The sequence below is a fragment of the Amycolatopsis stemonae genome, from assembly GCF_054781455.1.
This window is the reverse complement of record NZ_BAAGUJ010000008.1, coordinates 89,518-101,756: the sequence shown is the minus strand read 5'-3', so window position 1 is coordinate 101,756 and position 12,239 is coordinate 89,518. Positions and strand designations below refer to the sequence as shown.

Annotated in this window: 9 protein-coding genes; 4 read left to right on the top strand and 5 right to left on the bottom strand. The window is 73.7% G+C overall.

The genetic code is table 11. The features are described from left to right. Positions 1-130: 130 nt before the first annotated feature. Positions 131-3,133 (top strand): TNT domain-containing protein, encoded by a 3,003-nt coding sequence (locus tag ACYVLJ_RS27910; protein ID WP_460440915.1) that lies wholly within the window; start codon positions 131-133, stop codon positions 3,131-3,133. A gap of 43 nt (positions 3,134-3,176) precedes the next feature. On the opposite strand, the gene ACYVLJ_RS27905 is transcribed toward ACYVLJ_RS27910, so the two are convergent. Beyond that, positions 3,177-3,764, bottom strand: coding sequence for a pentapeptide repeat-containing protein (locus ACYVLJ_RS27905; protein ID WP_451977879.1), 588 nt, complete (start codon positions 3,762-3,764; stop codon positions 3,177-3,179). 277 nt (positions 3,765-4,041) lie between these two features. On the opposite strand from ACYVLJ_RS27905, the gene ACYVLJ_RS27900 reads away from it, so the two are divergent. The 3 genes from ACYVLJ_RS27900 to ACYVLJ_RS27890 are packed head-to-tail and all read left to right on the top strand — an operon-like array spanning position 4,042 to position 6,029. Beyond that, entirely contained in the window at positions 4,042-4,851 is an 810-nt protein-coding gene (locus tag ACYVLJ_RS27900) for a helix-turn-helix domain-containing protein (protein ID WP_460440914.1), read from the top strand. Next, a complete protein-coding gene (locus ACYVLJ_RS27895; RefSeq protein ID WP_460440913.1) occupies positions 4,820-5,248 on the top strand; it encodes an acyl-CoA thioesterase in 429 nt (142 codons plus the stop codon). The genes ACYVLJ_RS27900 and ACYVLJ_RS27895 overlap by 32 nt, the downstream gene beginning before the upstream one ends. 31 nt (positions 5,249-5,279) lie before the next feature. Then, positions 5,280-6,029 (top strand): class I SAM-dependent methyltransferase, encoded by a 750-nt coding sequence (locus ACYVLJ_RS27890; protein ID WP_460440912.1) that lies wholly within the window; start codon positions 5,280-5,282, stop codon positions 6,027-6,029. Here the strand turns inward: ACYVLJ_RS27890 and ACYVLJ_RS27885 are convergent. The 4 genes from ACYVLJ_RS27885 to ACYVLJ_RS27870 form a co-directional block, all read right to left on the bottom strand. Continuing rightward, positions 6,001-9,306: an error-prone DNA polymerase gene (locus ACYVLJ_RS27885; RefSeq protein ID WP_460440911.1), complete on the bottom strand. Its 3,306-nt coding sequence runs from the start codon at positions 9,304-9,306 to the stop codon at positions 6,001-6,003. The two genes, ACYVLJ_RS27890 and ACYVLJ_RS27885, sit on opposite strands and share 29 nt — an antisense overlap. Beyond that, positions 9,307-9,723 (bottom strand): hypothetical protein, encoded by a 417-nt coding sequence (locus ACYVLJ_RS27880; protein ID WP_460440910.1) that lies wholly within the window; start codon positions 9,721-9,723, stop codon positions 9,307-9,309. A gap of 2 nt (positions 9,724-9,725) precedes the next feature. Continuing rightward, entirely contained in the window at positions 9,726-11,333 is a 1,608-nt protein-coding gene (locus ACYVLJ_RS27875) for a DNA polymerase Y family protein (RefSeq protein ID WP_460440909.1), read from the bottom strand. A gap of 163 nt (positions 11,334-11,496) precedes the next feature. Continuing rightward, complete coding sequence (locus tag ACYVLJ_RS27870) at positions 11,497-12,195, bottom strand: hypothetical protein (protein ID WP_460440908.1); 699 nt, start codon at positions 12,193-12,195, stop codon at positions 11,497-11,499. Between the last annotated feature and the right edge of the window lie 44 nt (positions 12,196-12,239).

Sequence of the window (12,239 nt, the reverse complement as noted above, 5' to 3'; positions counted from 1 at the left end):
CGCGTAAAGTGATCGGCATCCCCGCTCGGTCCACTCGCGACGGCGACCGCGATCAAGCTGTGATCTACCGCACGTCGCATCACGCGAGGTCAGACCGTGTGCCACCGGGTCCCCGGGCGGCAAAACCCACATGCGGGGTGCACACGCGCGCGCGAACAGTCAAAATGTCCCCGTGGCACAACCGACGACGCAGCTGAACGCGACCGAGCAGGACACCCTGGTCAAGCAGATCGGCCTTGCCCTGCTCCGTGCCGCCCCGCGCGACTGGCGCAAGGTCACCGCGGAGTACCGGGCGGTCGGGAGGTACCACGAGCTGACCGGCGAGATCGTCACCGAAGACGGGACGGTCCACGAGTGGCTCGCCACCCACGACATCGCGACGCTGTTCGGGCGCCTGCGCGGCGGCATGTACCGCGACGGCCGCGGCACCTGGTTCAACGCGCGCTACCAGCTCGACCACCCGTCCAGTTACAACCTCGAGTACAACCGCGACGAGCCGGTGTGGAACCTCGCGCCGCCGCCGCAGGCCTACTCGGACGAGCTGCGGATGTTCCCGCGCACCGAGGACAACGTGCCCGACTGGCTGATCCGGCGGATGTCCGGGCTCGGCCCGGAGCAGCCGGGGCCGCACTTCCGGATCGCGCGGATCTTCGACACGATCGGCCCGGCCGGCCGGCCGGTCATCAACCGCCCCGACCTCGAGGTCGAGGAGCAGGACCGGCTGCTGGAGTACCTGGACCACGCGCCGCTGGTCGTCACCGAGCGCGGTTACGACATCGACCGGCTGGCCGCGACGCCCGAGGCGACCGTGCCGGTGGCCTTCCACAGCGACGGCCAGTGGATCTGGCCCGCCGCCGTCAACTTCTACCTGCGCAAGTACGGCGTTTCACCGGAATCGGACCTGGTCGAGCACGTCCGGGCGGTCGGCTTCGCGCTGCCACCGGTCGACGAGCCGACACTGCAGGCCGCCGGCGCGTACCTGACCCGGGGCAACCAGCCGCCGCCCCAGCAGCAGCGCCCGGCCGGGCCGCCGCCGCAGGGCCCGCCGCCCCAGCAGCAGGCGCCCGTGGGCCCGCCGCCCGTCATGGCGGCGCCGCCCCAGCCCGTCGTGCCGCCGCAGCAGCAGCCGCCCGGGCCGGTGGAGCCGCCGCTCGCGGCGCGCGCCCCCGAGCCCGAGGCCCCGGCCGAAGAGCACGAATACGCCGAAGAGGCCTACGACGACCAGGAGTTCGACGACCGCTTCGCCGACGAAGACCACCAGTACGGCGAAGAGGAGTACGACCAGGCAGAGCACGCCTCCGGCACGAACGGCTCGTCGCCGGAGCCGGGCCGCGTGCCCGACCTCGACGAGACCGCGGAGTACGTCCCCGACCAGCCGATCGGGCACGGCGAGCAGCCGCGGGACGACGAGGGCGGCCACGACGAGCACCCCTCGCACCGCGAGGACGAGGCACACCCCGCCTTCGACGCCGGGTCCCACCGGGACGACGAGCCGGCGCACGCCGCGTTCCAGCCCGGCCCGCGGGACGACGAGCCCGGGCACGCCGGTTTCCAGCCTGGTCAGCGGGACGTGGAGCCGGGGCACGACGCCTTCCAGCCCGGCCAGCGGAACGTGGAGCTGGGGCACGACGCCTTCCAGCCCGGCCAGCCGGACGACGAACCCGCACACGCCGGATTCCAGCCCCAGCGAGACGACGAGTCCGGGCACACCGGCTTCCAGCCTGGTCAGCGGGACGTGGAGCCGGGGCACGACGCCTTCCAACCCGGCCAGCCGGACGACGACGAACCCGCACACGCCGGATTCCAGCCCCAGCGGGACGAGGCGCCCGCGCGAGCCGCGTTCGAGTCCGGCCAGCCGCGCCGGGAGGGCGATGAGCCCGGCGGCTTCTCGCCGCGACGCGACGAAGCCTTCGAGCCGGACGAGCCGGCGCACGCCGCGTTCGACCCCGGTCCGCCGACCATGATCACGCAGACCGAGGTGCCCGGCGTGCTGCCGGTCCCGGAGCCCCCGGCGCCCGCCCCGGCCCAGCCCGCCGAGGCGCCGCAGCAGGCACCGCGGTCGGGCCGTCGCGCGCTGCGCCGCGAGACCCCGGACCACCCGGTGCTCGCCGGCCTGCAGAGCAAGCTGGACGAGCTCGAGGTGCCCGAAAGCGGCTACAAGCTGGGCGAGCCCGCCGAGCACGGCTGGAGCGTCGAGCAGGTCGACGAAGGCTGGCGCGTCGGCTGGTACGACGGCAAGCTCAGCAACCCCGCGGTGTTCGGCGACGCCGAGGACGCGGCCGCGTTCATGCTCGGCAAGCTGCTGCTCAACCCGGAGGGCCACGTGCCCGACGAAGAGCCGCCGCCGCTCGCCGAGCCGGAACCCGAGCCGGAGCCCGTGCCGCAGCGGGTCGTCGCGACGGTGTCGCCGGAGGTCGCGACCGGCTCGTACCCGGTCCGCAAGCCGGACCCGGTGCCGCCGCAGGAGCAGACGGCGTTCACCAGCGCCGAGGAGCTCTTCGGCGACCTCGAAGACGACGAGCCGACGGCCCCGCCGCACCAGCCCGGCTCGCCCACCCCCGTCCCGGCCGGGCCGCCCCCGGTGGCCCAGCAGCAGGCCGGCCCGCCGCCCGCGGCCCCAGCGCCGCCCCGGCGGGAGCCGCCGTCCGCGCCGACCGTCCTGGCCCCGCCGGTTTCGCCGGGTGCCCCGCCGGTCCCGCCCGCGCCGCCGGCCCCGCCGCAACGTCGTGACGAGCCGGCCCGCCCGGCCGTCAACGGCGGCGGTGGCGGCGGCCAGCAGCAGTGGCCGATCGGGCCGATGGCCGGCGAGCCGCCGCTGACGCTGTTCCGCGGCAAGGAGCTGCGCGAGCTGCCCGCGGGCAGCGAGCTGGACCGCTTCGGCGGCCCTAACGGCAACCTGACATACGCGGCGGGCACGCCCTTCGCCGAGCGCTCGCTGGTGCCCGAGTGGGTGAACCGGCCGTACCACGTCTATCGCGTGCAGCGGCCGCTCGAGACGCTGGCCGGCGTCGCGATCCCGTGGTTCAACCAGCCGGGCGGCGGGTCGGCGTACCTGCTGCCGGCGTCGATCGAGGAACTGCTCGCCGAGGGCGACCTGATCGAGCTCGACCCGGGCGAACCGCCGATCGACTGAGTCCCGCTTCGAAGGCCCCGGCGCTGCCGGGGCCTTCGTCGTGTCAGCGGATGACCAGGCCGTGGGCCGCGGCGAACGCCAGGGCCGTCTCGACGTCGACCTGCGCGCCCCGCAGGTCGGCCTGCACCAGGGCGTTCGCGTCGAGGCGAGCGCCGCGCAGGTCGGCGCCGTCGAGCTTCGCGGCCTGCAAGCGGGCGCCCGTGAGGTCGCTGTCCCGCAGGTCGGCGCCGGTGAGGTCGGCCTCGGTCAGGTTGGCTTCGCGCAGCCGCAGCCCGGACAGCCCGAGCCGGCGCAGCCGCGCCTTGGACAGCGACGCCAGCGAGAGGTCGCACTCGGTGAGCGCGATGCCCGCCAAGCCGCTCTCGGTGAACGACGAGCCGAGCAGCGAGCACGACGTCCAGCGGCTTTCGACGAGCACGGAGCGGTCGAAGGTGCAGGAGCGGAACGCCGACGCGTCGTGGCGCGACCGGGCCAGGTCGGCCCGGGTGAACACGCAGTCGTCGAACGTGCAGCCGCGGGTCCGCAGCCCGCTCAGGTCCGCCCCGGTGAAGTCGCAGCCGGTGAACCGGCGCTTTTCCCACCACTGCCCGGACAACACCGCTTCGCGGTAGTCCTCCCCCGTTTCCAGCACGGGGCCCAGGGTGCCACACGCGATCAGGGCCGGTTGCCGCACGGGTCACGCACGCGGCTGACGCGGTCGCCGAAGAACAACACGGTCCGCGGGTCACCTCGGTGGCGCCGGCCGCGATCGCACACCCTTGCGTCTCTTCACTGTCCGGCACGTGGAGCCACACGAAGCCCGGGTCTCGGCCCCAGCCCGCGGGCGAGTCGAACGCCATCGCGACCGCGTCGCCGATGCGGTGTCGCGGCCGATGATCCACGGGGTGATACCGCTGCATACTGGGCTCATGGGAGTTCCCCTGCGGCCGGTGGCGGCGCGGTCGGTGTACCGCGAGGTCGCCCCGCCCGCCGCGCTGGCCGGGGTGCTGGCCTGCGGCTGGCACGGGAGCACCGGCTGGGCGCGGCCGCTGCGCGTCCTCCCCGACGGCTGCGCGGACCTCGTCTGGGACGGTGCCGCGCTCACGGTCGTCGTCACCGTCGGGGCGCCGTTGCGGCTGTGGGTTCCGGCGTCCGCGTCGCGGGTCGGGGTGCGGCTGCGGTGCGGCGCCGCGGCCGCCGTACTCGGGACCGCCGTGCCGGAACTGCCCGCCGTGACCAGGTTGAGCGACCTCTGGGGCGCGGACGCCCGGCGCGCCGAAGAGCAGCTCGCGTCGTCCGATCCTGAGGCGCAGCGCGGAATTCTCGAATCGCTCGTCGCTCGCCGCGGCGCGATGCCGGACCGGCGGGTGCTGGCCGCCGTCCACGCTCTCGGCACGGCCGCGCGGACGTCCGATGTCGCGGTGGGCATCAGCGAGCGCACGTTGCGGCGCCACTTCGTCCACGCGGTCGGCGCCGGCCCGAAGCAGCTGCACCGCGTCCGGCGGTTCCAGCGGTTCCTGCGCCGGGTGGAACCCCTCGCGGGCGGGCGGACGACGCTGGCCCGCGTCGCCGCCGAACTCGGGTACGCCGACCAGTCCCACCTCGGCCGCGAATGCCGCCGCCTGTCCGGCTCCTCGCCCGCCGCCCTCGTACGGGTGGCCGAAAAGTTCCAGACACCCGCGGCGACCGCACGCCACGATCGACCGCATGTTCCGAGTCACCATCGCGGTGCGCGCTGACGACCTCGACGTCAACGGGCACGTCCGCGGCCCGGCCTACCTCGCCTACGCCGACCACGCGCGCTGGGTGTGCGTCCGGGCCGCGGGCATCGGCCCCGCCGCGCTGGCCGCGCGCCGGATCGGCCCGGTGAACCTGGAGACGACCGTGCGGTTCCACCGCGAGCTCGTCCCCGGCAGCGAGGTGTCGGTCGGCTGCGAATTCCACTGGGGCACCGGCAAAAACTCCCGCGTGACGCAGGAGTTCCACGCCCCGGACGGCACGCTCGTCGCTTCGGTGTCGTCGGTCTCGGGGCTGCTCGACCTCGACCGGCGACGGCTGCTCCCCGACCCCGGCGCGTACTGGCAGGAGCTGGCGGCGCGGCCGGAGCTCCTCGGCCTGGCCCCGAAAACGGCGTGATCTTCTCGGGCTCACTGGCTACGGTGACGCCGTGCCCGACCACGACTACGTCGACCCGTACCTCGCCTCGCTGTACGACGCCTTCAACCCGCGGGAGAGCTCCGGCGACTTCGAGTTCTACCTGCCGATGATCATGGCCGCGGAGTCGGTGCTCGACGTCGGCTGCGGCACCGGGTCGCTGCTGCACTGGGCGCGCGAGTCCGGCCACCGCGGACGGCTCGTCGGGCTCGACCCCGCCGAGGGCATGCTCCTCCAGGCCCGCCGCCGCGACGACGTCGAGTGGGTGCACGGCGATTTGTCGACCGTGGCTTGGGAGAGCGAGTTCGACTTCGCCGTGATGACCGGGCACGCGTTCCAGGTGCTGCTGACCGACGACGAGCTGCGGACGGCGTTCGCGGCGGTCCGGCGGGCCTTGAAACCCGGCGGCCGGTTCGGCTTCGAAACGCGCAACCCGGCGGCTCGCGGTTGGGAACGCTGGACGCCTGTGCACGTTTGGAAAGCCGGCGACGTGCGGTCGTGGAACGACGCCGGGCCGTTCGAGAACGGGTACGTCGCCTTCAAGACCACGTACGAAAGCCCGAGCTGGGACGCACCGCAGTACAGCGAAAGCACACTGCGGTTCCTGGACGTCCCTGCGCTGAACGCGTTCATCGAGGACGCCGGATTGGTCGTCGACGAGCAATACGGCTACTGGGACCGCACGCCGGTGACGTCCGAAAGCCCGGAGATCGTCACGATCGCGCGGCGCCCGCTCACTGGAAGTCCCGCGACTTCGCCTTGATCCGCATCGGCAGCGCCTCGACGCGGTGGGCGAGCACGCTCACCACGCCGTCGGCCTTCTCCAGCACGCCGCGGACCAGCAGCGCCGAACTGGCGCGCGCGACGCGGTGGTAGCGCTGCCACAGACCGAGCGTGCAGATCACGTTCACCATCCCCGTCTCGTCCTCGAGGTTGAGGAAGGTGACGCCGCCCGCGGTCGCGGGACGCTGCCGGTGCGTGACCGCGCCGCCGACCAGCACCCGTGCGCCGTCTTCGAGCTCGGCCAGCCCGCTCGCCGGGACGACACCCATCGCGTCGAGGCTGTCTCGGATGAACTCGGTCGGGTAGCTGCCCGGCGACACCCCGGTCGCCCACACGTCCGCCGCCGCGACGTCGAGGCCGTCCATCCCCGGCAACACCGGGGCCTGCCCGCCGACCAGGCCCGGCAGCTTCTCCGGGCGTTCCCCGGCGACCGCGCCCGCGGTCCACAGCGCCTGCCGCCGGTCGCCGCCGAAGCCGGCGAACGCACCGGCCGTCGCCAGCGCCTCGATCTGCGGCGTGGTCAGCCGCACGCGGCGGGCGACGTCGGCCATGTCGGTGTAGTCGCCGTTCGCCAGCCTTTCCGCGACGATCGCCTTCGCGAGGTCCTCGCCGATCAGCCGGACGGTGCTCAGCCCGGTGCGCACGTCGTGGACCTTCCCGGCGCCCGCCTCGAGGGTGGCGTGCGGCAGGCTGCGGTTGATGTCCGGGCCGTGCACGGTGACGCCGTGGCGCCGCGCGTCGGCGACCAGCGACTGCGGTGAGTAGAACCCCATCGGCTGCGCGCGAAGCAGGCCCGCCAGGAACGCGTCCGGGTGGTAGAACTTGAAGTAGGCGCTGGAAAACACGAGGTGCGCGAAGCTCAGCGCGTGGCTCTCCGGGAAGCCGAAGTTCGCGAACGCCTTGAGCTTCAGGAAGATCTTCCCGGCGAGGTCCTCTTCGACGCCGTTCGCGATGGCGCCTTCGAGGAAGCGCTGCCGCAGCCGTTCCATCTTGCGGTCCGACCGCTTCGACCCCATCGCGTGCCTCAGCTGGTCGGCCTCCGCCGCGGTGAAGTTCGCGACGTCCAGGGCGATCTGCATCATCTGCTCCTGGAACAGCGGCACGCCTTTCGTTTTGTGCAGCGCGTTCTTCAGCAACGGGTGGTCGTAGTCCCACTCCTCGATCCCCTGCTTGCGGCGGATGTACGGGTGCACCGAGCCGCCCTGGATCGGACCGGGCCGGATCAGCGCGACCTCGACCGCGAGGTCGTAGAACTCCGTGGGCCGCAGCCTCGGCAGCGTCGCCAGCTGCGCCCGGCTTTCGACCTGGAACACGCCGACCGCGTCGGCGCGGCAGAGCATGCCGTAGATGTTCTGGTCGGTGAGGTCCAGCTCGGCGAGGTCGATCTTCTCGCCCTTGTACTCCTCGACGAGGTCGAGCATGTAGTGCAGCGCCGAGAGCATGCCGAGCCCGAGCAGGTCGAACTTGACGAGCCCGGCGGCCGCGCAGTCCTCCTTCTCCCACTGGATGACGCTGCGGTCGGCCATCCGCGCCCACTCGACCGGCACGACCTGGCTCACCGGCTCCTCGCACATGACCATCCCGCCGGAGTGGATGCCGAGGTGGCGCGGGAAGTCCTCGAGCGCGAACGCGAGCTGCACCACCTCGTCCGGGATGTCGTGGTCGTGGTCCTTTTCGGTGGTGCGCAGGGAACCCCAGCGGTCGATCTGCTTGCTCCAGGCGTCCTGCTGACCGGGCGAATAGCCGAGCGCGCGGGCGGCGTCGCGGACCGCGGACCGGGCGCGGTAGGTGATCACGTTCGCGACCTGGGCCGTTCGGAGGCGGCCGTGCTTCTCGAAGACGTACTGGATGGCCTCCTCGCGGCGGTCGGACTCGATGTCGAGGTCGATGTCCGGGTAGCCGTCGCGGTCCGGGGCGAGGAAGCGTTCGAACAGCAGCTTGTTGGCCACCGAGTCGACCTTCGTGATGCCGAGCGCGTAGCAGACGGCCGAGTTCGCGGCCGAGCCGCGGCCCTGGCACAGGATTCTGTTCTCGTTGCAGAACCGGACGATGTCCCAGACGATCAGGAAGTAGCCGGGAAAACCGAGGTCTTCGATGATCGCGAGCTCGTGCTCGATCTGTTCGTTCGCCTTGTCTTCGTGGTCTTTGCCACTGAACCGCTCCGCCGCGCCCTTCTCGGTCAGCTTCCGCAGGTAGGTTGCCTCGGTGTGGCCTTCGGGGACGTCGAAGGGCGGCAGCTTGGGCGCGATGAGCTTGAGCGGGAACGCGCATTCCATGCCCAGCAGGGCCGAACGCCGGACGGCGCCGGGGTAGCGCCGGAACAGGACGTCCATTTCGGCGCCGCTGCGCAGGAACGCCGTCCCGGCCGCGGGCAGCCAGCCTTCGAGGTCGTCGATCCCCCGCCGGGCCCGGATGGCGGCGAGCGCGTCGGCGAGCGGGGCGCGTTCCGGCCGGGCGTAGTGCGCCGCCGTGGTGGCGACGGTGGGCAGGTGCATCTCTTCGGCGAGCTTCGTCAGGAGGTCGTTGTGCGTGCTGTCGAGCGGCTGGCGGTGGTCGGTGAGCTCGACGTAGACGTTGTCACGGCCGAAGCGCTCGACGAGGTTCTCCAGCGCTTCGGCGGCAGCACTCGGGCCATTTGTGACGAGCGCGGAGCGCACCGCGCCCTTGCGGCACCCGGTGAGGACGACGCACTGCCCGGCGACCTCCTCGGCCACCGCACCGAGGTCGTAGATCGGCTTGCCCTTTTCGGCGTCCCGGTGGATCTGCCCGGCGGTGATGGCGCGGCAGAGGGCCCGGTAGCCCTGGTCGCCGCGCGCGAGCAGCAGGAGGTGCTCGCCTTCGGGATCGGCGAAGCCGTTCTGCGGGCCGCTCAGCCCGAAGCTGAGCTCGGTCCCGAAGACGGTGTTGACGCCGAGTTCCCGTGCGGCCTCGGCAAAGCGGACGACGCCGTACATCCCGTCGTGATCGGTGAGGGCGATGGCGTCGAGCTGCAGGCGCGCGGCCTCTTCGACGAGCTCCTCGGGATGGCTGGCACCGTCGAGGAAGCTGAAGTTGGAGTGGCAGTGCAGCTCGGCGTAGGGGACGCGGACGGTCTCGCCACCATCGTCGTTGCGCCGCGTGGGGACGTCGTCCGGCCGCTGGTAGGCCTCGCGCCGCCGCCCCCAGGCGGGGCTGTCACCGTGGTCACCGGGAGGAACCCCGCCGGCCAGGGTGCGGGCGAGGTCCTTCCAGCGCACGGGCGGGTTGTTCCAGCCCATTCAGCGGTTCCCGTCGCGGTGTTCATCGGCGGCCGCGCGGCGTCGCCGATGCCAGTTGGAGGGGTGGTTCCAGCGACTGCGGGCTTCGGCATCGCTCATGCGGCAGCCGTTTTCGTCGGAGACGCGCGGTACCGGGAGGTCGATCACCGGACAGACCCACTCTTCGTCGAGGTCGGCTTCCGGTAGCTGTCCCCACACCGACCACTTCTCGGAGCCGGTCTGCGGATCCCGGTCGGCGGTTGGTCGCTCATCGCCGGTGCCGGGTTCCGGGAGCCGTTGGCCGGGCGTCCACCTGCCCTCGGCGGGGCCTGGCTCCGGGATCTCCCGCAGCCATTCGCGCTCGTCCGCTGGGCGGGGTGCTGCCTCCGGTTCGGCGCGCAGCCAGGCGCGGAGCTTGCGTGCGTAGTCCTCGTCCATGCTCAGTCGTACACTCCCTCGACCGTCCACAGTGGATTTTCCGTGCCCGCGCAGTGCACCAGCACCGCCTCGGGCGGGTCGTCCGCCTCGCCCGCGAGCAGCAGCTGCAGCCGCGCCCGCCGCGGGCCGGGTCTTCGGCGGTCGGCCGCCAGGGGCCACGGGCCCGCCCATCCCACGACCGCCCTCGGCGGGCCGCCCGTGATGCTCAGCCCGTGCGGCGGCGCCGTGACCTGCTCGCGCTGGGTGATGCCCACCGGCCGGCCGGTGGCGTCGAAGACCTGGGCCGGCACCGGGCGGTCGAGGACCGTCGCCGGGGACGGCGCCGGCAAGCGTCCCGGCCAGGTCGCGTCCGGCGGGGTCGTCCGCTCGCGCGGGTCGCCCCACGGCACCAGGCGGACGCGGCCCGCCGGGTCGCGGCCGCCGTCGAGCAGCGGTGTCACCACGCCTTCGGGGCCGAGCAGGCCCTGGACCCGCACGAACGCCCGCGCCGCGCGCTCGTCGTCCTCCTCCGAACCGCCGTTCTGCCACAGGTCGAGCTGCAGCGACCGCCCTTCGACGGTCTCCTCGGGTTCGAGCCGCAGCCGCACCACGCCGGACGTCGGCCGCTGCCCCGGGGCTGCGCGCAGCCAGCCTTCGAACTGCCAGCGCACGCGGTCGGCGACCCCGGCGGGCGTCAAGGGTTCCGCGCAGCGCCACGCGCGCCCGAGGTGTTCGCCGTCTTCCGTGACCGCGTAGATCCCGAGCCGGGTGCAGGCCAGGCCGTGGCCGGCGAGGGCGGCGCAGAACCGCGTCGCGAGGCCCTTGGCGAGGAACGCCGCGACGTCGACCCGCTCGACGACCGGGTCGAACTCCTCGGCCAGCGTCAGTTCCGGTGGTGGGCGACGGCGCAGCGGCGGACGTTCCGAGCGTCCCCGCGCCAGCCGGTGGGCCAGCAGCCCGGCGGCGCCGAAGCGGTTGGCGACGTCGCGCTCCGGCAGGTCCGCGAACGCGCCGAGCGTGCGCAACCCGAGGCGGCGCAGCAGGTCGACGAGCTCCGCGCGGTCGGCGCCGGGCTGGTCGAGCTCGGTGACCGGCAGCGGCGCGAGGAACTCGGCGACGCGCCCGGGTTCGACGAACTCCCCGCACCGAGCGGCGAGCGTCGCGGCGAAGAGCTCTTCGGCGACACCAACCTGACACTCGACGCCCGCGGCGGCCGACACCTCGTCGACGAGCCGCTCGACGAGGGCGTGCTCACCACCGAAGTACCCGGCGGCCCCGGCCACGGGAACGGCGACGAGCCCCGGCCGCACGACCTCGACCCCGACGACGAGCGCCTCGACCGCCCGCGCGACGGCCTCGAAGAGCCGCGCGTCCCGTCCGTCGTCGGCGGCGAAGACGGCCAGATCCGGACAGTTCGACTGCGCCTCCCGCCGCCGCATGCCCCGCCGAACGCCGTTGCTGCGCGCGACGGCGTTGCACGCGACGACCCGGTTGGCACTGAACACGGCAGCCGGTTCGGTGACGGGCACCTGCCCCACGGCCGCGGCGGCGACGGCGGGCCAGTCCGGGCACCAGAGGACGAGCATCCGGGTGGGCTGCTCGGAAGTACTGCGCTGCGCGGGGACGGTCATGCGGCCTCCCAGCCGGGACGGCTCGCGCACGCCGAGGGGTGGCTCGCCCACCCGGACAGTCGGCTCGCGTGATTAGCGGGTCGACACGCGTGACTGGAGGGTCGACACGGGGTTGGGTGTGGGGCCGGGAGGCGGGTGGGGGTCCACTTTGGACGGGAGGGGCTCATGCCGTCGCCTCGGTTCGGAGGGTCAGGCGGGGTGAGGCGGGAGCCGCGGCGCCGGACGGGCCGGGGAGGTGGAGGGTCGCCGTGACCGGGCGGGCTGCCGCGCCGCGGCCGTGGGCGCGGACCGTCACCCGGCGCTCCTGGAGGTGGCCGTACCCGTCCTCGAGACCCGTCCACGGCTCGACGCGGCAGGACAGCTCGACGTCCACGCCCGGCCAGGCGCCGAACGCCAGCAGGACCGCGCCGCGGTGCCGGGCGCGGGCCGACAGCCGCCGCGCCACGGCTGCCTGGACCGTCCCCGCGTGGACCGCCACCACGTCCACGCCGTCGAGGAGGGCCGCGACCACCGCCGGCAGCTCCGCGCCCGGACGTGGGACCAACGCCACCCGGGCGAGGTCGACGCCGTGCTCGGCCGCCGCCGCCAGCCCCAGCGACGGCATGCCGACCACGGCCGCCCACGACCCGGCGGCGGTGGCTTCGGCGAGCAGGGCGAGCAGCAGTGACGTCGCCCCGTGGACGGCCACCGTGCTCCCCCGCCGCAGCCCGGCCGCGGGCAGCAGCCCGGCCAGCGCCGGGGCGACCGGGAGCACCCTTCCCGTCGCCCGCGCCTGGCCGGCCTGGGCCGCGACCCGGCTCGCCGTGCTGACCCCGGGCAGGGCCGCCAGCCGGGCCACCGGCGGCTCCACCACAGCGGTCACCGCACGCACCTCCCCACCACGGACTGGGCCGGCGGTCGGGCCTC

What these genes read in the sequence shown, in the direction of transcription:
- ACYVLJ_RS27900 (WP_460440914.1), top strand. Translation starts at nt 4,042, where the DNA reads ATGGGAGTTCCCCTGCGGCCGGTGGCGGCGCGGTCGGTGTACCGCGAG.
- ACYVLJ_RS27885 (WP_460440911.1), bottom strand. Translation starts at nt 9,306, where the DNA reads ATGGGCTGGAACAACCCGCCCGTGCGCTGGAAGGACCTCGCCCGCACC.
- ACYVLJ_RS27895 (WP_460440913.1), top strand. Translation starts at nt 4,820, where the DNA reads ATGTTCCGAGTCACCATCGCGGTGCGCGCTGACGACCTCGACGTCAAC.
- ACYVLJ_RS27875 (WP_460440909.1), bottom strand. Translation starts at nt 11,333, where the DNA reads ATGACCGTCCCCGCGCAGCGCAGTACTTCCGAGCAGCCCACCCGGATG.
- ACYVLJ_RS27910 (WP_460440915.1), top strand. Translation starts at nt 131, where the DNA reads ATGCGGGGTGCACACGCGCGCGCGAACAGTCAAAATGTCCCCGTGGCA.
- ACYVLJ_RS27880 (WP_460440910.1), bottom strand. Translation starts at nt 9,723, where the DNA reads ATGGACGAGGACTACGCACGCAAGCTCCGCGCCTGGCTGCGCGCCGAA.